This is a genomic window from Desulfopila sp. IMCC35006 (genome assembly GCF_005116645.1).
Classification (GTDB): domain Bacteria; phylum Desulfobacterota; class Desulfobulbia; order Desulfobulbales; family Desulfocapsaceae; genus Desulforhopalus_A.
Genome location: NZ_SWCM01000003.1, coordinates 340,157 through 360,672 on the forward strand (window position 1 = coordinate 340,157; position 20,516 = coordinate 360,672).

The following is a 20,516-nucleotide window of genomic DNA, read 5'->3' on the forward strand; positions in this document are numbered from 1 at the left end:
TCTAGAGCGTAATCCCCGGCAGAGAGACTTTAAAAAAGGTACCATGTCCTTCCCTGCTGGTCACGGTGATCTCTCCGTAATGATTCTTGACAATTGAGTAACAGGTCGACAGACCGATGCCGATCCCTTTGCCCACCGGTTTCGTGGTAAAAAAAGGCTCAAAGAGTTTATCATGCAGTTCGGCGGGAATACCACAGCCGGAATCCTCAACAATCAATTCAACGCCTCCGTTTGGCCCTCCATTGGTAATGATACGAATTGTATCACCGTCTCCTGTTGCATCAAAAGCATTGGTAAAAAGGTTGATTATCACCTGTTTCAGCTGTGATTCGTCACCCATGATAACCGGCAGGTTGGGTTGCAGGTCGGTCTTGACGGCAATATTATGCTGCTCTTTAAAATGATGCTTGAGAATAAAAAGGGTATCCCGGACACATTGATTCATATCCACCGGAGACAGACTCGAGGCGACCGGTCGGCTGAAGGTGAGCAGTGTCTGCACAATGTCACGGCAACGGAGACATTCTTTGATGATGGTATCGGTATACTCGTTAAAATCATCGAGTATTTGCGGCTCTACCTTTCCCTGAATCCGTCCTATCCGCCGTTGCAGCCCCTCGGCAAAACCACTTATTGCCGCCAAAGGGTTGTTGATTTCATGGGCAACCCCGGCGGCCAGAGCACCAACCGTGGCCATTTTTTCCGCCTGATAGAACTGGGCCTGGAATTCTTTTTCCAGGGTCACATCGCGCTTAAAAAGCAGCACATTGCGTTCAGCCGAGACGCCGGTTTTAAGAGGAGACGCAATAATTTCAAAATGTCTGAATTTATCGTTCACCTTATAGATACAGAGATCCTTGACAATCTCGTCGAGAACGAGAGAGCGCTGGGCCGGGCAGTCTTCACATCGGCTTTGCTTGCCCCTGAAGAGCTGATAACAGGTTCTGCCGATGGGATCGATGCCGGGGAACCACTCAGAAAACACATGATTGACCCGCTGGATTTTCAGGTCCTCGGACAACACCAGCATCAGATCGGTAATGCCGTCCAGAACCGCCTGAATTTCCTTGCGTTTTCTCTCCAGCTCCTGATTGGAAGTTTTGAGCTGTTCGACTTTCTGCTGCAATTCCTGGTAGAAACCAAGCTTGGAATGCTCGATGCCTATCAGGTCTTCCAGGGTGGTAATTTTCATTACCAGACCTCCTCGCAGATGCTCAGCAGTTCCTGCCAGGAAGGTGGTCGGGGATTGGTCAGAACACAGGCGTCATTGACCGCCATCTGACAGATCGGCTTCAGAAAGTGCTTATCCTCTTCGCCGATCTCCTGCCGAAGTCTCTGCGATACCTTAAAAGTGGCAAAAAACTCATCAAGCTTTTCAATCCCGGCAAGAGCGGTTTCATGTGCTGCACCAAGCTTATGCCCGAGAATCACCTGACCGATGTCGGCTAGTTTTCCCTCCGCACCCTGCAGATTGAACCGCATGACGGCAGTAAGAAGGATCGGATGGATCACCCCGTGCCGCATATCAAAGTGGCCGCCGAGCGAATGGGCCAGGGCGTGTTCTGCGCCCAGGCTGGCATTGCTGAAGGCCATGGAGGCAGCAACGGAGGCAATACTCAGTTGTTCCAGACAGTCCAGAGATCTCGTTTCCACCGCACAGGGAAGATTTTTGATGATCAGATCGATGGCTTTTAAAGACTGCATCTCGGTAAAAGCCGAGGCAATCGTCGACGTATAGGCCTCGATTGCATGGGCCAGAGCATCGACTGCGGACTGAATGATCAGGGTTTCGCTTTTGGTCTGCAGGATAAGCGGGTCGACGATGGAAATATTGGGGACCAAGGTACGGGTAATAATCGACATTTTTACCGCCCGCTCGACATCCGTTATGATGCAGAACTGGGAGATATCGGAACCACTGCCGGCGGTGGTGGTAATCAACATCATCGGCGGCAGCGGGCGGCTGACTCGGTTGGCGCCTTCATAATCCCTGATCCTGCCGCCATTGCTGGCGATGATCGCAATCCCTTTCGCGGTGTCCATCGGGCTGCCGCCGCCGATGGCAATGATCACGTCCGCGCCATTGTTCAGATAAAACCGAGCCCCCTGCTCGACTTCGATATCACGGGGATTGGACGTGACGCCGGAATAATACACCCAATCTATCCCCTCTTTTTTGAGAATGTCCATCAACTTCTGCACCCAGCCGGCTTTTTCGATCCCGGAGTCACTGACCAGAAGCACCTTCTTCGCGCCAAGCCGCAGCGCACATTGCCCTGCGTAATCCAAACTTCCCCGACCAAAAATAATTTCGGGGATGGCAAACTTAGTTATATCCATATCGTACTCTCTGCGGATGGGTTACTGCCGTCACACTTTCGGATAGCAGAAAATTTATCTTTACCAGGCAATGTACTCATAAGCTCTGACAAGAACGTACTCCAAAGAAACAATGCAAATCTCACGCCTGATTGTCAATCCAGCACAGACGCAGTTTTCCCAATGTCCCCCTCATAGAATCGGGTCACAATTACCCAGCAGCGGATATCCGACCAATACAAAATGCGCCAGGGGGAGCAAATCAATACATTTTTTCATTAATACAACAATCTGTGCCGCAGCTGTTTTGGTGCATGTGCGCTGATTGAGGCAAGCACGAAAGCAGACAATACCGTCGCTGATGCCGGAAAAAAGCCATGATAGGCTGCGCCAAGCAATATCAGCTTGACCAGGGTACTCATACCCGATAATTCCCTGCAAATCTGTCTATGTCTCATCCATTCGGTAAAAAACAACACTACGCCGCTGGCAAAAACAATCCCCAGATAAAGCGTGGGCAGATGCACGACCTCATCGAGCAGGAAAGACGCCAGGAAAAGCGCCGCTCCGACCTGATGAACTGCCCTGACGAGGACGGAAAAGCTCAAAACCCAATAGGGCCGGTAACCAATGCGCCCCATCTTCTTGTCGGTACATTCCCCAGATTTCTGTATCTCTGCCATCATGCCTGAGACTCTCCTTTTCATAAAATTTTGTGATTACCACTAAAGTTCAACTTGGAAGGTCCAGATGGTTATGAGGTGCCCTTTGCACGGGTGTTCCGCAGCCTGGATGGCTGCGGTCAAGCCCCCAGGGATGGGTTTATGGCGTCCCGTGAAAAGGGCACCTCATAGCCCCATATAGCTGAGGTTTAGTGGTAATCACATAAAATTTACTACTCTTGTTACTTTTCCGCTATCGACCAGTCGAGGCAGGAAGCGTATAGATACAATTTCTCGATTCCGCTTGCCATAGTTTTTCCCGGTCGCAGTCGGCGGACACTGCACGGATCTGAGCGAGAGAACGCACGGGCCGGTATTCCGGGGTCGTCAGCAACGTCAAAGGAAAAGAAAGTACTGCAGAAAAAACGATGAGTACCCGCCGACTGCGGGCCGAAGGGCCGGCCGGGTACTCGCGTTGAGGCAACGGCAAAGTCAGGTGCGGTAACAGGGTTCGGGATGATTAAAAAAAATTACCCTGCCGCCTTTATTCATTGCAGACTTTTGGGTTCAAGCAGAAAGCCTGCCCCCGGTTATACACTTGCCGCAAATGTTTTGCCGTATTCCCGGCACGCCCTGGCTCCATCCGCATCCGGGGCCCAGAGTACCCGTACTCCTTCATCGACTACTTCAAAGCCTGCATCGGCAAGCCTGGTCGATAATTGTTTCACCGCCTCACCGCTCCAGCCGTAACTGCCAAAGGCACCAGCCTTTTTATTTTTGAATTTCAATCCCTTCATCTCTTCCAGCAGCGCCGCGATAGCCACTAAAATCCCGTTATTTATAGTCGACGATCCAACCAGGATGGCTTTTGATCTGAAGACCTCGGTTATGGCGTCGTTCTTGTCGGTCTTGGCCAGGTTATACAGTTTGACCGTTACCTGGTCATCTGCCGCACGGATTCCAGCCGCTATCTCTTCGGCCATAAGCCGGGTGCTGTTCCACATGGTGTCATAGAGGATGGTTATCTGGTTTTCCTGATAGTTATCAGCCCAGGCAAGATATTTTTCAACAATCTGGGCTGGATTGTCGCGCCAGATAATCCCATGGCTGGTGCAGATCATATCGAGCGGCAGGTTGAAACCCAGCACCTCTTTTATCTTTCTGATAACCATGGGACTGAACGGGGTGAGAATATTGGCGTAATATTTGAGACATTCCTGCATGAGTTCCGCCTGGTCCACCCGGTCATTGAACATGAATTCAGAGGCGAGATGCTGGCCAAAGGCATCGTTGCTGAACAGAACTTCTTCGCCGGTCAGATAGGTGAACATGCTGTCCGGCCAGTGGAGCATGGGAGCCTCGACGAAGATGAGCTCCTTGTCACCGAGGCTGAGCTTATCGCCTGTTTTTACCACCTGAAAATTCCAATCCTGGTGATAGAGCCCTTTGAGAATTTTCGCCCCGTTTTTGGTGCAGTAGATAGGCACCTCGGGGATGTGCCGCATAAGTTCCGGCAGAGCGCCGCTATGGTCATTTTCCGAGTGACAGGCGATGACATAGTCGATTTGCGACAAATCGATCTCCTGCTGCAGATTTTTAACATATTCCCGGGCAAAAGGTCCCCACACCGTATCGATCAGAGCGACTTTCTGTTCTTTTATCAGATACGAATTGTAAGAAGAGCCCTTATGGGTGGAATACTCATCCCCGTGGAATTTTCGCAGTTCCCAATCTATCTTGCCAACCCAGTAAATATTGTTTTTCACTTGCATGCTCATGGTATTTTCCCCCTCAATTTTTACAGAACTGTTTTAGACTGCCAACATACAGCCTTTTTTCAAGCACCTGCAGTATATATTTTTTCATATACAATGCATCATAATCATAAAAAACACAGCGGGGGAATTATCTTTCACCAAAGGAGTGAAGTCCTGGAGCATCCCTATTTATTTCTTGTAACAATCGACAGAAGAAATATATTAATCAGTTGGGTCAGTCTGGATAATTTCTTCCTGTTGTTTTCAACAAAAATTTGCCCGATGAAAGACTACTATAAAATACTAGGGGTATCCACCGCAACCAGCGACGAGGAGCTGCGCAAAAGCTATCGGAAACTGGCAATGCAGTATCACCCTGACAGGAACCCGAATAATCCGGCAGCGGAAGAAAAATTCAAGGAAGTTGCCGAAGCGTACGGCGTTCTGACTGATCCGGTGAAACGACGGGAATATGATGCCTGCAGAGCCAGCGGTAAAATCTTTACCAATGGTCAGGCAAGTGGTGCCGGCGGCGGCTTCACCTACAGCCAGGAAGACATTCTTCGGGACCTCTTTAAAGATCCCCGTTTTCAACAGATGTTCAGTGGAATTTTACGTGAGTTCCAGCGATCCGGGTTTCGCTACAGCACGCAGTTCGTCAGAAAAAGTTTTTTCGGCGGCAAGGGCGGTATCTTCGTCGGCGGTATTTTTCTGCTCGGATCCCTGGCGAAGCCATTGCTGACCGGAGTTGCCCGGAAAAGTCTGACGAACAAAGCGTCAGTGCTCAAATCGGTCGGTAATGCCGTCGGCTCGCTGCTTGGTATGGGCAAAGGTGCCGGCAGCCCTCGTAAAAGTAATTCTCCGCCCCCCCGGGAACTCGATCTTGACACAACCTATCATACCCCGCTTACCGACAGTGAATTGCGCCGCGGCAAAATCATCCAGGTACTTGTCTACGGAGAACAGGGAGAACAGACCCTGAAGGTCAGCATCCCGCCCGGCAGCAAGGATGGACAAAGGCTGCGCATCCGGGGCAAAGGCCGCCCAGGTCCACGGGGACGGGGCGACCTCTTCCTGCATTTGGTAAGAAAGGAATATGACCAGTCGGCCTGACCCACGCTGCCGGTGTTCACAAGGTATCAAACCCCTTTTTTTCGCTGCAAAACGAACATGGCCGCAAGCACGACAAAGACGCCGGGTATAACGCGCAATGGCGGCAGCCCATGGCCGAGTGCCAGATCAATCAGCAGAACCAGGGCAGGATACAGATAGGAATAGGCAGCCACCCGGGTGGGTCCCAGATAAGTAACTGCATACTGGGTCAGAAAAAATGTTATAATAGTAGTGAATACGACAAGATAAGCTATTCCCGCCCAGGCAAAAACCGGAACTGCAGCCCAGTCGACCGTGCGGAACCTGCTGCCGGTTACCAGCAGAAGCCAGAGACTGCCCGTCACCAGAACCCAGAAGGTCATGATCGCCATCGATTCGCCCCGGTGGACAAGTTTTACCAGCGGAGTATAAAGCCCCATGCCAATACAGCCGACAAGAAAGATCACATCCCCTCTGTTCCACTGCATGGCGAAAAGCTGCGCGAGATCCCCCCGGAAGATAACCCAGATCACACCAATCAACCCGCAGGCAAGCGCCACCAGCTGCTCTTTCTGTAAACGCTCACCGAGCAGCACCAGGGCATACAGCCCCGAGATGGAGGGAACAAGAGCAAAAATGACGCTGATATTGAGGGCGCTGGTATAACGCAGGGCTAAAAACATGGCACAGAAAAAAATCACCAGGCAGCCACTGATCAGAGCGCAACGGAAAAACAGCGAAAAAGAGAAGCCCAAGCCGTATTTATAATACACCCAGGGCCCGAAAATACAGGCGGCGAGGGTAAAACGGACAAAGGTCAGGACCGCCGGATCAAGCTCCGCGGTTATCGCAGCGCCGACGGTAAAAGAGGTGGAAACAAGAGTCGCCGCCAACAGCATCAGCAGATGAATAAACAACAGGGAATGCTTTGCACCCTTTTCAGACAACAGCCTCAACTCCGCAAGCGGATTTCCGGTTCCGAACCGGTACTATCCGTCCCTTTCTTGACATGCTGGAAGGTTGACATCGCCGTAGCGACCATCGCACTCATATCGGTGAGGTTGCCAGGTACGATCATCGTGTTGTTTTCTTTGGCAAGTTTGCCGAATTCGGTGAGATACTGCTTGGCCACCTCAAGACTGGCGGCCTCTTTGCCACCCGGAGCAGAGAGTGCCTCTGCCACCCGCTTGATGCCTTCAGCAGTTGCCTCGGCCACTTTCAGGATCTCCAGGGCCCGGCCTTCGGCTTCGTTTACCCGTTTGATTTTCTCGCCTTCGGACAGGTAAATTGCCTCTCCCCGGTCTCCTTCCGCCCGGTTTAAAATAGCCTGCTTTTCGCCTTCCGACCTGGCTATTTCGGCCCGTTTCTCCCGTTCGGCCTTCATCTGCTTCTCCATCGCTTCAAGGACCGTTCTTGGCGGCTGGATATCTTTGATTTCATAACGAAGCACCTTGACGCCCCAGCTGGCAGTCGCTTCATCAAGGGCCATAACGACCTGGCCGTTGAGGCTCTCCCGCGCTTCAAAAGTGTTATCGAGAGAAATCTTGCCGATCGCCGAGCGCAGACTGGTCTGGGCGAGCTGAGTGGCGGCAAAACGATAGTCGTCAATGCCGTAGGCGGACATTTTCGAATTCACTACCTGCAGGTAGAGGATCCCATCAACCTCCAGAGTGACGTTATCCGCGGTTATACAGGTCTGCGCGGCAATATCTATCGGCTCTTCCTTTAAGATTCGTTTATACGCAACTACATCCAGAAACGGGATGAGGATATGAAAGCCGGCTTCCAGGGTTGTCCGATACTTGCCAAGCCTTTCAACCACATATTCAGAACGCTGGGGAACCACCACCGCAGTCTTCCACAGGACCACCACGACAAATACCAGGATAACTCCGAGAGCTATGAGATTTTGTTCCATATTTTCCTCCTCCCCTTGCGGGGTTGATGGCTTGGCAAACAGCAGGTGAATGGGCAGCATATCTTCCCGTTTACCGGGGTTAGACTTTTTCCACATGAATAACCAGATCTTTCTGACGAACGATGGCGACAATCTCGCCCTCCTCTATTTTTTCGTCGGCGCTGGCTCGCCAGGATGTTCCCGAATATTTAATCCGCCCTTCGGCAGGGGGAGCGATGGTCATGCTGACAACCCCCTTGTCACCGGGAACTGCACGCATCACATCCTCATCGGCTTCTCCGTCTTTGGGTTTGGCAGGAAACAACCTGTTCTGGATACTCTCTCTTAAGCCCAGCAGGGAAACAAGAGAGGCACAGATAAAAAGAGCCAGCTGCCAGGCGATACTGATCTGGGTCAGCCAGGCAGCGAGAGCCGTCACCAGAGCCCCCAGTCCGAAAAAGAACAGGACAAAACCAGGCACCGCCATTTCGAGAAAAAACAGCATTACCCCGATAATCAGCCAGTACAGTGCAGGATCAATCATTGTCATCGCATCTCCCCTTCTTGGTTTAAACGAAGAAAGGAGGGCTATCTGCCAGCCCTCCTTTCTTCAGTTTTACCAGATTTATCCAGACACCGCCACCCCCCACAGGACATCATCAACAAAGAGGATACAGGGATGGTCGCTACCGTCTCAATTACGCGAAAAAATACCTTTCACCTGGAGCCATGCTTTCTTGATTGCAGTCCCGAGAGAAGATTGGTCCTTGGCTGCATCGGCTGCACGAGCCGCTACGGCGGCGCCTTCTGCATCCTGCTCCCCGCCGGTGTCCGCAGCCTTCGCTGCATCTTCAACTGGTGCACAATCGGCGCAATACAACAGACCATCTCTGGTCAGAAAAGACTCGCCATGGTTTTCACTCTTACCGCATTGCCGGCATTGTTTTTTGTCAACAACGGCAGGCTCGGGTTCGCTCTCATCGGTTTCTTCAACCAGCTGGACATCATCCCATACGATCTCCCCGTCCTGGTCTCCATCGACTGCGGCAATTTCAGGGGCGACAGTTGCGCCGGCGGCTGGCTGAGTAAAATCATCCTCAAGAGCCCCCATATCTACCGGACTCCCCTCCGGCACGTCTGCCTGCTCAGCCCCCCCCTCGACTTCTGCTAACTGCAGATCAATCTCAGCGGCGACATCGTCCCAATTGAGTGACTCCTCCTCCGTGGCGATCTCCTGGGCAGGCGGTTGTATTGACGGGCCTGTTCCGGCCGGACCGTCGTCGAGATCGAGCATTTGTTCCGTTGCATTGCCTGACAGGGCTTCTGCGGTGACGGTGTGAGCTTCAGTTTCTTGCTGAAGAATGGGTGCTGCATCCTCTTTGGCAGTAGTCGGGGAATTCGCTGGAGCAGATGCCGCCGCTGCGACATGGGCAGCTTCTGTAGAGAGCTCAGCCGCCATCTCGTGAACGACATCAAAAATACCCTGACATTTCGGACATTTAACTTTTCGTCCAAGATAGGAATCATCTGCAGAACCTTTTACTCCGCAGTGGGGACAATGTAATTTCATCAAACTCCTCCAACTCTTTTAATCTTTTCTTGCCGTAAGTCTCGTCCGGAGATACATTCATTCATCAGTAATGCTCCACCTTCTGGCTACCACTCTTCTCAAGAGTATTTCATAAAAATATTTGAATTATGCGTACACTCTTCGTATTGTTAATGAGTACTTTGCAGATAATACTCTTGTCTTGTTGCAAAAAACAATGTCTCTTAAAGGACTTACCCCGGCTTTCTTTCATTTTTCCGAGGAGAGGAATTGATGCAAATACATTATCTTTTCAGTTATTCTGCCATTAAATAGAAGCTGATTACAAATATTTTTTTAGTCATTCTGCCGAAATCACCTAAAATGGAAATTATCATCATAGCCGCAATGGCCCAAAACCGCATAATTGGCAAGAATGGTAAAATGCCCTGGCACATCCCGGAAGAGCTGCGTTTTTTCAAGAAAACGACAATGGGATATCCGATGATCATGGGTCGAAAAACCTTCGAGTCTTTCCCTGCGCCCCTGCCGGGCAGGCGACATATTGTTCTCAGTCGTGATCGACACTATACCCCGCGGGGCGGCGAATACGCTCCCAGCCTTGCAGATGCGCTCAAGCTGTGCGGACAGGTGAAAAAAGTCTTTCTTATCGGTGGCGCGGACATCTTCAAGCAGGGTTTATCGGTGGCGACATCCATGCTCCTGACCTATCTGGAAAGAGAAGTCGAGGGTGATGTAAGCTTCCCGGAATTTTCGGAAGAGCAATTTATTGAGGTGAGCCGGCAGCATCTGCCCGACGGATCAGAACCATATACGATCGTGAGATATGACCGTCGGATACATGACTGACGCGACCTGTAACATAGCAACTTTTCGATTACGCGAGGCGAAAATGGATGACCAGCCGATCATCACCAAGTTTACTCCCAAAAAGCCACAGGGGCTCATTGTCGTTATAACCGGCAACGGTAAAGGAAAAACAACCTCCGCCATGGGCATGGCTTTGCGGGGTTGCGGACACGGCCTGAAAACAACCATTGTGCAATTCATGAAGGGAGATCTGTATTCCGGGGAATGGGACGGCGTCAAGATGCTGGAACCACTGGTCAAATTATACCATACCGGTAAAGGGTTCTGCGGTATCGAAGGCAATCCTTATGCCCATTCCGAGCACCGAAAAAATGCCCAGGAGGCCATTCAGCTGATAACCCGTATACTCAGCGCCGATGACTGTGACACCCTTATCCTCGATGAGATCAACAATGCCCTGCAGTTAAAACTGGTTGATCTTGACCAGGTAAAGAATATCATCTCTTCCCGCCCGGCACATATGCACCTTGTCCTGACCGGCAGAGACGCCCATCCGGAGATCATCGAGCTTGCTGATACCGTCAGCGAGGTACGGGAAATAAAGCACGCCTATCGAAAAGAGATTGAACCTCAACCGGGAATCGATTTCTGACATCGGTAAACGAAAAAAGACCATCAGGACGGGGTACAACAAAGGCCGATTCGCATAGGCGACCCGGCCTTTGTTGATGGGATGTACAACTACGATTTTCCCGGTTAGATCAAGATATTTCAGCAGGTTTACAGAGTTCGGTTTCCTCGGCAGCAACCCGGCCGCAGGATTGACAGGAAAATTTCATTGCTGCAAGTTTTTCTTTGCATACATGGCTGGCAGCAACATCGGTTGCTCCACAGTACGAGCAGGAAAGCGATTCAACGGTAGGATTGCACAGATGACCAGGGTCATCTGCCACAGCCCCACAACTTTTACAGGTATGAGCCATAACATGCCTCCTTAAATGAGCACTTTGATACGGTTTCTTATATTTATCGACAACCGTCATATTCTTCTCGAAAAGAGCAACAGAATGTTTACAAGAAAAGAAACCGGCTTGAGAGAAGAACGATACCCCGGCAACATATATTCGAAGCATCCGCCAAAGAATGTAAGCAAACTAAGGTGATTGTCAATGTCTATGCGAACCATACTTATGTCACTCCCTTTACTGTCAAGCCTTATCTCCTGCACTGTATCCTCCCCGGCCGGTGCACTGATCGACGGCCATCTGCGCCCCTGCCCGAATAGCCCCAACTGCGTCACCAGTGACAGCGGCGACAGTACAAACACCAATCGAGTGAGGCCGCTCAGCTTTTCCGGCAGTTCCGAAAAAGCCTGGCAACGGATACAAGGTATCATAAAAGGTATGGGTGGAGAAATCGAAGAAGTACAGCCCTTATACCTCCGGGCTGCATTTCGTTCGACAGTCTTTCACTTCGTCGATGATGTGGAACTCAGAATGGTTCCCGCAGAAAAGGTGATCCACATTCGATCCGGGGCGAATGTCGGGTACTGGGATTTCGGGGTAAACAAAAAACGTGTTCAGAAAATACGCCAACTCTTCCAGCAAGAATCCGCCGGCGACATGCAGCCCCGCCCGGACACTTCATCCGGAACGGGGTAGAACCACCTTTGCTCATTTTTTGTCACTGAGCGCTTCCAGGGTAACCAGTATCTCAACATCTTTACCGACCAATCCCATCTGGTAAAATTTTCCGGTTCCAATATGATAGGCAAGACGGTCGATAGTCAGATCTCCGTTAAAGCCGATAACTTCCTTACCTTTCACCGCAGGATGATCCTTGATGCCAGCGAGGGTAAGAGGCAGGGTCAGGTCGTACGCGACGCCCTTGACCGTGAATTGTCCGGCAACTTCATAGACATTGTTGCCGGCATCGGTAATTTTAGTCGAGACAAAAGTCATCAACGGGAAATGCTCTGTATCGAAAAAATCGGTGGACTGGAGGTGCTTGTCCCGCTTGGCAATATCCGTGTTGACCGAGTCTGTTTTAATCTCAAAGACGAATCTGCTTTCCGCCAGATTTGCCGGATCAAACTGTATCTCACCGGAAAAGTCGTTAAACTTTCCGTCTACTTTTGAATAAATATGACTGATCCGAAAATAAAAATTGGAATGTGCCTTGTCCAACTCCCATTCCCGCGCCGCGGCCCTGACCGTCTGTCCCGCCGAAACCAGGCAGAACAGAGCAATCACCATACATAAAAACTTTTTCATAACAGTCTCCTCGTGATGTGTTGGTGGAACGGTTATTCTCTCCAGCGATCCTTATTCTCCTGGCGGCATTGAGAGTACTTTACTGCCAAACACGGCCAGCATCACACCAACCACCGAGAAGAGCAGAGCAACTCTTGGCACGCTCTGTTCAAACGAATCACAGACAGACAGGACATGAAGGGCCATGAGTACGACAGCGAGATAGCCCAGAAAGCGATGCAAGAGACGCCATCGCCGGTAGCTGATTCTCAATTGCTGACGCCACTGCGCAGAAATGACCAGAACGGCAACAATACAGAGCAGCACCATACCGACCATCTCCGGCCAGTATTTGAGGCCAATGGGCAGATTGGTCACCCCTTCTGGAATCAATACCAGGAGCATGTGCATGATAGCCAGCAGGCCAATAATGATCCCGTTGATCCGGTGCCACCGCATCAGACCGGCAACACCGAAGAGCTGCTGTAACCATTTCCCTCTTGCGGCAAGCAGGATCTGGACAAGTAATAAGACAGCAGCAAGAAGACCGGCCATCTGGCCTGACCGCAGCATGATCTTATCATTGCCCACCTTGTACCAGATGGTCTGGGATTCATAGACAAAGGGAATGGACAAGGCTGCGCTGATGACCAGAAGCAATACTGCACCGATCAAGACACGGTAGTATGTCAACTTTATCGACTTGGATCTGGTTGAGGAAGCAACCACTTTCGCCATGAGTGAACCCTCCTGTCATCTCTTCCTTTTCTGACGATAAGACACGAACGCAAAGATGGCTATCTAAGGAAAAGAATTTATCTGAGACCAGGATGTGCACTAATCTCTTCTTCTATCGCATCAGGATCTTCAGCGTTATAGCGGATGATATTCTGGAGATGGAGAAGATTTTCCTGTTCAATAGCGGTAAACTTCAGGCTTATTTCATCACTGCCGACACGAACGGTTTCTCCATGCACCACGACGCCTTCAGCCAGTCCGGACAAAAAAATGGTAAAGGTGCAGGCACTGTTCACTGGAATCTTTTCAGCAATCTCCAGCAGGCAGCCGCCGACGCTGAGATTCGCAATTCGATCGACCGGGTACTCACATCCGGCAACCGTCAGTTTTGCCCTTACATTAAAAAAAATCCGGCTGAATCGTCTTTTCTCGTCGGCCATATCTCCTCCTTTGTTTTTGGAACGCCTTAGCAACTCTATTAAAACTATATCGAAACCGGTATAAAATTCAAGCGATCATCTTTTTTCGAACCGTGGTAAGATAGCAGGAGACAAAAGAGAGTGGCCAAGCCAATGTCACTCTATTCGGTTACATCATGCTACCTGAGGAATAACTTCTGATGCAGGGAAACAATCACCCTAAAGGCAAACTGATTCTGCGCACCCTGGCCATGCCTGCCGACACCAACCCCGATGGAGATATTTTTGGCGGCTGGATCATGGCGCAGATGGATATAGCCGGCGGCATCATGGCTCGAGAAAAGACCTGTTCACGGATCGTCACCGTAGCCGTTGAGTCTATTACCTTTATCAAACCGGTACACGTCGGCGACGTCGTTTGCTGCTATGGCGAAGTCGTCAAAATCGGCACGACCTCAATCACCATCAACCTTGAGGTCTGGGTAAAACCATCTCTTAACAGACCATCGAGAGAAGAGCTGAAATTCCAGGTGACCAAAGCCGCCTTCACCTACGTTGCTGTCGATCACAGTGGCAGGAAGCAAGTCATACAGCGCGATTGCGTTTGCTGAGAACTCACTCTCACAGCTCGCCGTCATCAAGACTGTTCAATCGATTTGTGCTTTTTTTGACTTCCTTGCTGCCTGTTTCCGGTGGATTAATAAAACGAAGAACCGCCGGCCAATAGTCCGCAAACATATCAATTGTTCCGTGATCGGCCCGGTCGATAAAAACTATTTCTTTTTTACCAACGATATGCTCGATAAGATTATTTGTTCGTTCGGGCGGAACCACCCGGTCCTGACCGCCGTAAATTACCAGCAGCGGACAGCCGATCTGGGCCAGAAACTGCAGTGAATCAAAGCGGTGCCTGAGCAGCAGGGATACTGGCAGCCAGGGGTAACTCGACCTGGCAATATTGACAATACTGTCATACGGCGTCACCAGGACAGCCCCCTGGACATTTCTTTGGGCCGCAACATAACAGGCCACCCCGGAGCCCAGACTTCTCCCTATCAGATACATTTGTCTGGGTGCATAGCTGTGCCGCACGTCGTCAATGACCGCCAGGGCGTCGGCAAACAGTTCTGCCTCGCCAGGCTTGCCATCACTCGGCCCATACCCCCGGTAGGCGACAAAGAGAGATGCTGCCTTCACGTCCACAAACTCGTCGATGTTATTAAATATATCTTCTCCATTCCCGCCGTAATAAATAAGCAATTTTTCCCGAACCAGGCCCGGATTGACCAGCCAGCCGCGCAATGTGACCGCTTTTTGCCGGAGCTGATAATCGACGACATCGGTATAACCATGGTTTTCGTGTCGCGCAGCCGGCGGAAAAAAAAGAAAGGATTCCTGCCGCAGGTACATGAAAAGCATGCAGAACAGGTAAACGATCAGCAATAAAACAAAGAACTGTATTCCCAGAGTCATCTTTCCTTTCATCCTTTTGTACCCATACGGACAGAGCGGCAACCGCCTTTCTTTTTACCTCGAGATTGGCTATAGTCCCACACGTACTCATGATAACATACTGCCTCACTCGTTTTTGAGCATCGAAATGCGGCGAGCAGAAATTGAGCCGTTTTTTTCCATGCGCCCTGAGGGAGGTACAATATCAAATGTTACTACACCTCATTAACTTATTTTTCAGCAACATGGTAGTGTACCAGAATGTATATACAAAATTTCCTGCACCAAGAGCTGTCCATCGATGAATTGGCGACTGCAACTGGCCAGACATGGTGTTTTTTCGGCGAAAACAACTCCGGCATCGACCGTCTGCTGGAGCTGCTCTCCGGCACCTTAAAAGACTTTTCCGCAGAGAATCTCCGTCTTCCCGAGCAGCCGGAGATTCTCTCTTTCCAGGCGCAACAGGACATCTATGAAGAGGAGCTGCGCAACGACGACAGCGACTTCATGAATAAAACAGATCCCGGCACACTGGTTTGTGAGTTTTTACCCAACTATCACGAGCACCTGCCCCTGCTCAAAACCTTTGCCATGGACCATTGTCTTCAGCTGGGATACCGCCAGCTCAGTTCAGGACAGACCAGAAAGCTCCTCTTTCTGCAGAAAATTACCCAGGGGGCCAGGACTCTGATCATCCAGAGCCCTTATGACGGCCTTGATGAACAGAGTTGCCATGAATTCAACCTTGCCCTGCAGCAGTTGTCTGAGCAAAATATCGAATTGATCCTGCTGGTCAACAGCCTGCACGACATCCCTGACTGGGCCACACATCTCGCTCTTATCCAAGCGGGACGACTGGAACTGACCGGCGAAAAACAGCGGATACTGCCGCTGCTGAAAAGCTCCGGGCAATCAAGCCGGACATCTCCGACCCCCATCACCGGAGATGATGCGGCCCAAACGCACCCAGGTCACAGCGTGGCGCAGGAGCTCATTCACCTGGTTGACGGTTTCGCCGGGTATGGTGACAAAAAACTTTTTACCGGACTTGACCTGACGATCTCTACGGGGGATCACACTTTAATTACCGGACCTAACGGTTGCGGCAAATCGACTCTTCTTGATATTATTATCGGGGACAATCCAAAATGCTACGCCAATAAGCTGCGGATATTCGGCAAACCCCGTGGATCCGGAGAATCGATATGGGAGATTAAAAGACATATGGGTATTGTTTCTCCGGCACTTCACCGGGAGCACCGGATTCCAGGCAGCGCCCTGAATGTTATCCTATCCGGATTGCACGATTCCATCGGCTTGTATGCCAAGGTGTCCGGATCCGAGATCAAAACCGCTACGCGCTGGTTGAGCTGGTTGTCGCTGGCCGGGAAAAGCGGTGTCCCGTTCCGGCGACTGAGTTTTGCCGAACAGCGGCTGGTCCTGATTGGCCGGGCGCTGATTAAACGGCCGAAGCTGCTCATCCTTGATGAACCAACCCAGGGGCTGGACGATATTAACCGAGGCAGATTGCTCGACCTGCTTGAAGAAATCGCCGACAAGAAACTTTCGACGATCCTTTTTATCAGCCACCGGAAAGACGAACATCGGCCCTTTTTCACCAAACAGATCCAGCTCGACACCTATGTCCCTTGATGGTAGACTGCCAGGATCGATACTTCCACTGTTCCAATATAAAAAGGGGATCATAATCATATGGAAACCGAAGAGGACAAAAGCAAAGAGTACCTGACCGAACTTTACCGACTGACCGGCGGAGATACTGCAGTGCAGGTTTCCATGTACGAGGTGGGGGCCGCAATTGGTCTTGACAAGGGGGAAGCCGGCAGTCTTGCCGAGGAATTGATGGTGCTGGGGCAGGCAGAGCTGCGAACGCTTGCCGGAGGCATCAGCATTACCGCGGATGGCTTGGCCGTGCTCGGCATTGCTGTTGCCGCTCCCCAGTCGGCAGATAATCGAATCCAGCTCAGCCACGGTCCGGTGGCGGGTGAATCCGATCGCCAAGCGATGCAACAGCTCAGCGAAGAAATTAAAAAGTCGATTTCCGGATTAAAGCTGGAATACGATCTGCTCGAGGAGATTGTTCTGGACCTCAAAACCATTGAGGTTCATCTGCTCTCCCCCAAACCGAAAACAGCCATACTCCGCGAGTTATTGCGCTCACTGCACGCGGCATTCGAGAAAGCTGATGCCGGGCAGACTGCTGCTCGACTCAAGGCCATGCTCTAGCATACAGGGACCTCGAACCAGAGACAAAAATTGTCGACAACTGGAGAGAAAAGGATGAAAACTATCGGCCTGCTGGGAGGCATGAGCTGGGAAAGCACCGCCCATTACTACCGGATGCTCAATCAGGGCATCAATGATCGCCTGGGAGGACTTCATTCAGCCCAAATTGCCATGGTCAGCGTTGATTTCCAACCGCTCGAAACCCTCATGCAAAAAGGGGATTGGACCGAAGTGGGGAAGCGTCTGGCCGATGCGGCACAAAAGATCGCAAAAGCCGGAGCAGATTTTCTCCTCATCTGCACCAATACCATGCATAAAGTCGCCCCGACCATAACCGACTCTGTGGAAATACCGCTTCTGCACATCGCCGATGCAACCGCTGAAAAAATCAAGGCCGCCAAACTACACACCGTCGGCCTCCTCGGGACCGCTTTTACCATGGAAGAAGAGTTTTACCAAGGCAGGCTTTCAAACTACCACGGCCTCGAAGTAATCGTCCCTTCATCCAAGGATCGCAGCAGAGTTCATGACATTATTTTCGATGAACTCTGCCGGGGGAAAATCAGAGACGAATCACGAAAAACGTACCTGCGCATTATCGAGACAATGCGCAGCCAAGGAGCGGAAGCGGTTATAGAGGGGTGTACCGAAATCAGCATGCTGGTCAACCAGGACCATACGACAGTCCCGCTTTTTGACACGACTGCGCTGCATGTTGAGCAGGCTGTCAGCTTTGCCTTATCGGACTAGGCCGGCGTTACAGGAATCAAAAGCTGCCCCTAAAGACCAGCACCTTCCAGCGCAGGCCATAAACTCCGATTTTAAAAAGTTTACAGAGGAAACAGTATCCCCCACAAGGCCACTTCCTGCGAGCAAACCCCGAAGCAGAAAAAGATTTCTCGATTCTCAGGGGAGTTTTTACGACGCCATCAAATGTTTATCTTCACGGCATATATGGCCTGATCTTTGATCACGCCCGTCACCCGCACATTTTTGCCGACAAAGGCCGCGGGTTCCATACCTTTTAAAAGAAAGGTTCCCCGATTGGTGGTGATGGCAATGCCCCGATTCGTTTCCAGGACCAGACCCGAAAATACACTCTGTTCATGGAAAATTAGGCGGCTCATTGTCTCGCCATACGCCCGGGAATCGGACGGTCCGTTTTTTTCTGCCACAGCCATCATGCCAAAGGCGCAGAGACTCGCAACAAGCAGAGCGGTAACAACGTGTTTCATAAAAATATTATTATAAAAGGAAAATATAGAATCTTACCGAGACCCGGAAGCATCGTTCCGCGTACATATTCCAGGTCAGGCAGCAGGTATGCTATCAACTGTTTCTTTTGCTGTTCCGATTACCACGAAAGTTCAGCCCGGAAGATCCCAAGGATATCGGGCGATCTTTTAACGGGTGTTCCGCAAGCCTGGATGGCTGCGGTCAAGCCCCCAGGGATGGGTTTATTGGTAATCGTATGTTCTTTTTAGATGATTAACCAATCATATTACAATTTTACTTTGAGTCGCAAATAAATTATGCCCATCCGGCAACCACGCGGCGAAATTTTTAGGGGCATTATTAACATATTTTTTATTTTCAGCCAAGAAATGTACGAGTACTTATAAAAGAAAGGTGCAGAACGTAACCATTTACCAGGAAAAAGATCCGACCAACATGACTTCAAGATGGCAAATGCGTACCACTGACGGTGACAATACAGACTTGAGGACCGACAAACGTTTACGTAAGAAAATCGCAATAACAGTATTTTATTTAAATACCCAGGCGTACCAGTCTATAGATGACAGCTGGTTTATCGTTTGCTAAAATCAACAGGCAGGATCTCTATCGGCATTTTACTGAAGGGAGAACGATGGGTTTGAAAATTGGTATACAGCAGAAACTTGCACTGATTTTTTTTATGTTTTTTCTCATTTTTTCGGGAACCGTTGCTATTCTGCTTTTCAATGTGCAGAGGATGGTCGAAACCACTGAAACAATAGTCACGACAAATAATAAAATAGACGAACTGACAGATACCTTGAAAGCAAGTCTGCTTGACATGGAAGAAAATCATAAAAAACTGAATATCTTAAAAAAAGAAAGATATTCAGAGTATTTCGAACAGGCCAAAAAAACCTTTGAGGATGCATTGCAGCAGGCGGTACAATTATCGCTTACAACGGGAAGCAACAAGGCATGGCATGACTTTGAATTCAGCTACAGCCGCCACAGAGCCGGCCTGTGGGACAAGGGGGCTCCCCCGGAAATCGGCGCCAAATGGGTCACTGAGCTGGTTGTTTCCAAATGGATAGCAGATATCAGCAACACCAAACGACTTAATAAGCAAGAGATAGAAAAGGCCATGCGTGGACTCAACGAGAGGAGCCGCATCAGTGTCAGAAATGGCTTCTATGGATTCTGCATAAGTATTCTGGTCGGCTTTGTCGGTATCTGGGTTATTACCCGATCATTTTTCTCTCCGCTCAAAACACTTGCCCAGGCTCTGAAACGAATCTCAATGGATAAATTGAATCAACCGATCAATCTTAAAGGGGGAGAAGAATTTTACGAACTGGCTGCTTCCTATAATGATATGAGCCGACAGCTCAATGAAGAGGAAAATATCCGCAATGAATTTATCGCCACCTTAAGCCATGAAATCAGAACCCCGCTTTCATCTATTCGAGAATCGGTCAATATGATTGTCGAAGAAGTTTTTGGTCCGGTAAACGACCAGCAACGAAAATTTCTCGGCCTTGCAAACGATCAAATCCAGCGGATCAATACTCTGCTCAATTATCTGCTCAATGTTGCTGTCCTTGAATCTAGCGGGCGCAAGAAAAAATCAGTCCGCCTCAACACCAGGCAACTTATACTACGCTGTACCAAAACTTTTGCTTCCTTAGCAGCCAAGAAAAAAGTAAGGTTAGACACAGAAGATACGGCAGGCTGTCCTGATCTGTTTGGTGTTCCCGAAGAGCTGCAACAGGTATTCGTCAACATCATTGGCAATGCCATCAAATATTCCCCGGAAAACGGAACCGTCAAGGTATCTTGCACGAAGGACATCAAAAGAAAATATCTGCTCTTCCAGGTGTCTGACACTGGTCCCGGTATTGCCGACGATGAACTCTCACTTGTTTTCACCAAATATTACCGAACCAAAACAGCCCGGGGTCATGTCGATGGGGTTGGGTTAGGACTGGCAATCTGTAGAAAAATTATCACCAGTTATGGCGGGAGGATACAGGTCGCGAACAATGCAGACCGGGGATGCACCTTCTCCTTTTCACTACCAACTCGATCGTAAGGCGGGTATACT

The 20,516-nt window shown here is 50.1% G+C and carries 23 protein-coding genes; 9 read left to right on the forward strand and 14 right to left on the reverse strand.

What is annotated here, in order from left to right; all coding sequences use genetic code 11:
- Nucleotide 1: 1 nt before the first annotated feature.
- From FCL47_RS07735 to FCL47_RS07750, 4 genes are all read right to left on the reverse strand, one after another.
- Nucleotides 2-1,192 (reverse strand): ATP-binding protein, encoded by a 1,191-nt coding sequence (locus tag FCL47_RS07735; protein WP_136812909.1) that lies wholly within the window; start codon nucleotides 1,190-1,192, stop codon nucleotides 2-4.
- Complete coding sequence (locus FCL47_RS07740; protein WP_136812910.1) at nucleotides 1,192-2,340, reverse strand: iron-containing alcohol dehydrogenase; 1,149 nt, start codon at nucleotides 2,338-2,340, stop codon at nucleotides 1,192-1,194. The genes FCL47_RS07735 and FCL47_RS07740 overlap by 1 nt, the downstream gene beginning before the upstream one ends.
- 257 nt (nucleotides 2,341-2,597) lie before the next feature.
- Nucleotides 2,598-3,005 carry a hypothetical protein gene (locus FCL47_RS07745; RefSeq protein ID WP_240744174.1) on the reverse strand — a complete coding sequence of 136 codons (408 nt, stop codon included), beginning with the start codon at nucleotides 3,003-3,005 and terminating at the stop codon, nucleotides 2,598-2,600.
- 566 nt (nucleotides 3,006-3,571) lie between these two features.
- Nucleotides 3,572-4,759, reverse strand: a complete 1,188-nt coding sequence (locus FCL47_RS07750; protein WP_136812911.1) for an anaerobic nitric oxide reductase flavorubredoxin — start codon at nucleotides 4,757-4,759, stop codon at nucleotides 3,572-3,574.
- A 261-nt stretch (nucleotides 4,760-5,020) separates the two neighbouring features.
- Between FCL47_RS07750 and FCL47_RS07755 the strand changes: the two genes are divergently transcribed.
- Nucleotides 5,021-5,851 carry a DnaJ domain-containing protein gene (locus FCL47_RS07755; RefSeq protein ID WP_167496409.1) on the forward strand — a complete coding sequence of 277 codons (831 nt, stop codon included), beginning with the start codon at nucleotides 5,021-5,023 and terminating at the stop codon, nucleotides 5,849-5,851.
- 26 nt (nucleotides 5,852-5,877) lie between these two features.
- On the opposite strand, the gene FCL47_RS07760 is transcribed toward FCL47_RS07755, so the two are convergent.
- The 4 genes from FCL47_RS07760 to FCL47_RS07775 all read right to left on the reverse strand — a co-directional run bounded on the left by FCL47_RS07760 (nucleotide 5,878) and on the right by FCL47_RS07775 (nucleotide 9,297).
- Nucleotides 5,878-6,777 (reverse strand): DMT family transporter, encoded by a 900-nt coding sequence (locus FCL47_RS07760; RefSeq protein WP_136812913.1) that lies wholly within the window; start codon nucleotides 6,775-6,777, stop codon nucleotides 5,878-5,880.
- Between the two features lie 5 nt (nucleotides 6,778-6,782).
- Entirely contained in the window at nucleotides 6,783-7,748 is a 966-nt protein-coding gene (locus tag FCL47_RS07765; protein WP_136812914.1) for an SPFH domain-containing protein, read from the reverse strand.
- 79 nt (nucleotides 7,749-7,827) lie between these two features.
- Entirely contained in the window at nucleotides 7,828-8,277 is a 450-nt protein-coding gene (locus FCL47_RS07770) for an NfeD family protein (protein WP_136812915.1), read from the reverse strand.
- 144 nt (nucleotides 8,278-8,421) lie between these two features.
- The gene (locus FCL47_RS07775; RefSeq protein ID WP_136812916.1) at nucleotides 8,422-9,297 is read right to left on the reverse strand and encodes a hypothetical protein; all 876 of its coding nucleotides are present in this window, start codon (nucleotides 9,295-9,297) and stop codon (nucleotides 8,422-8,424) included.
- Between the two features lie 342 nt (nucleotides 9,298-9,639).
- On the opposite strand from FCL47_RS07775, the gene FCL47_RS07780 reads away from it, so the two are divergent.
- Together FCL47_RS07780 and FCL47_RS07785 are read left to right on the forward strand one after the other, a co-directional pair.
- Nucleotides 9,640-10,125, forward strand: coding sequence for a dihydrofolate reductase (locus FCL47_RS07780; protein WP_136812917.1), 486 nt, complete (start codon nucleotides 9,640-9,642; stop codon nucleotides 10,123-10,125).
- Nucleotides 10,103-10,738, forward strand: a complete 636-nt coding sequence (locus FCL47_RS07785) for a cob(I)yrinic acid a,c-diamide adenosyltransferase (RefSeq protein ID WP_205747248.1) — start codon at nucleotides 10,103-10,105, stop codon at nucleotides 10,736-10,738. The genes FCL47_RS07780 and FCL47_RS07785 overlap by 23 nt, the downstream gene beginning before the upstream one ends.
- A 109-nt stretch (nucleotides 10,739-10,847) precedes the next feature.
- Here the strand turns inward: FCL47_RS07785 and FCL47_RS07790 are convergent, their stop codons facing one another.
- Nucleotides 10,848-11,069, reverse strand: coding sequence for a hypothetical protein (locus tag FCL47_RS07790; RefSeq protein WP_136812918.1), 222 nt, complete (start codon nucleotides 11,067-11,069; stop codon nucleotides 10,848-10,850).
- A 186-nt stretch (nucleotides 11,070-11,255) separates the two neighbouring features.
- Here FCL47_RS07790 and FCL47_RS07795 point away from each other — a divergent pair, with 186 nt between their 5' ends.
- Nucleotides 11,256-11,747 carry a DUF1499 domain-containing protein gene (locus FCL47_RS07795; protein ID WP_136812919.1) on the forward strand — a complete coding sequence of 164 codons (492 nt, stop codon included), beginning with the start codon at nucleotides 11,256-11,258 and terminating at the stop codon, nucleotides 11,745-11,747.
- Nucleotides 11,748-11,759: 12 nt separating this feature from the next.
- On the opposite strand, the gene FCL47_RS07800 is transcribed toward FCL47_RS07795, so the two are convergent.
- The 3 genes from FCL47_RS07800 to FCL47_RS07810 all read right to left on the reverse strand — a co-directional run bounded on the left by FCL47_RS07800 (nucleotide 11,760) and on the right by FCL47_RS07810 (nucleotide 13,516).
- Nucleotides 11,760-12,359 (reverse strand): YceI family protein, encoded by a 600-nt coding sequence (locus tag FCL47_RS07800; RefSeq protein WP_136812920.1) that lies wholly within the window; start codon nucleotides 12,357-12,359, stop codon nucleotides 11,760-11,762.
- A 51-nt stretch (nucleotides 12,360-12,410) separates the two neighbouring features.
- Nucleotides 12,411-13,076 carry a ferric reductase-like transmembrane domain-containing protein gene (locus FCL47_RS07805; RefSeq protein WP_136812921.1) on the reverse strand — a complete coding sequence of 222 codons (666 nt, stop codon included), beginning with the start codon at nucleotides 13,074-13,076 and terminating at the stop codon, nucleotides 12,411-12,413.
- 77 nt (nucleotides 13,077-13,153) lie between these two features.
- Complete coding sequence (locus FCL47_RS07810) at nucleotides 13,154-13,516, reverse strand: PilZ domain-containing protein (protein WP_136812922.1); 363 nt, start codon at nucleotides 13,514-13,516, stop codon at nucleotides 13,154-13,156.
- A 176-nt stretch (nucleotides 13,517-13,692) separates the two neighbouring features.
- On the opposite strand from FCL47_RS07810, the gene yciA reads away from it, so the two are divergent.
- Nucleotides 13,693-14,106, forward strand: a complete 414-nt coding sequence (gene yciA, locus FCL47_RS07815; protein WP_370459544.1) for an acyl-CoA thioester hydrolase YciA — start codon at nucleotides 13,693-13,695, stop codon at nucleotides 14,104-14,106.
- Nucleotides 14,107-14,116: 10 nt separating this feature from the next.
- Here yciA and FCL47_RS07820 read toward each other — a convergent pair whose 3' ends face one another.
- The gene (locus FCL47_RS07820) at nucleotides 14,117-14,968 is read right to left on the reverse strand and encodes an alpha/beta hydrolase (RefSeq protein ID WP_167496410.1); all 852 of its coding nucleotides are present in this window, start codon (nucleotides 14,966-14,968) and stop codon (nucleotides 14,117-14,119) included.
- Nucleotides 14,969-15,208: 240 nt separating this feature from the next.
- Here FCL47_RS07820 and FCL47_RS07825 point away from each other — a divergent pair, with 240 nt between their 5' ends.
- The 3 genes from FCL47_RS07825 to FCL47_RS07835 are packed head-to-tail and all read left to right on the forward strand — an operon-like array spanning nucleotide 15,209 to nucleotide 17,944.
- Nucleotides 15,209-16,600, forward strand: coding sequence for an ATP-binding cassette domain-containing protein (locus FCL47_RS07825; RefSeq protein WP_136812925.1), 1,392 nt, complete (start codon nucleotides 15,209-15,211; stop codon nucleotides 16,598-16,600).
- 60 nt (nucleotides 16,601-16,660) lie between these two features.
- On the forward strand, nucleotides 16,661-17,194 hold the full coding sequence (locus tag FCL47_RS07830) for a hypothetical protein (protein ID WP_136812926.1): 534 nt from the start codon (nucleotides 16,661-16,663) through the stop codon (nucleotides 17,192-17,194).
- Nucleotides 17,195-17,248: 54 nt separating this feature from the next.
- Complete coding sequence (locus FCL47_RS07835; protein ID WP_136812927.1) at nucleotides 17,249-17,944, forward strand: aspartate/glutamate racemase family protein; 696 nt, start codon at nucleotides 17,249-17,251, stop codon at nucleotides 17,942-17,944.
- 179 nt (nucleotides 17,945-18,123) lie between these two features.
- Here the strand turns inward: FCL47_RS07835 and FCL47_RS07840 are convergent, their stop codons facing one another.
- A complete protein-coding gene (locus FCL47_RS07840; RefSeq protein ID WP_136812928.1) occupies nucleotides 18,124-18,429 on the reverse strand; it encodes a hypothetical protein in 306 nt (101 codons plus the stop codon).
- Nucleotides 18,430-18,992: 563 nt separating this feature from the next.
- Here FCL47_RS07840 and FCL47_RS07845 point away from each other — a divergent pair.
- Nucleotides 18,993-20,504 (forward strand): HAMP domain-containing sensor histidine kinase, encoded by a 1,512-nt coding sequence (locus FCL47_RS07845; protein ID WP_136812929.1) that lies wholly within the window; start codon nucleotides 18,993-18,995, stop codon nucleotides 20,502-20,504.
- The last annotated feature ends 12 nt before the right edge of the window (nucleotides 20,505-20,516 follow it).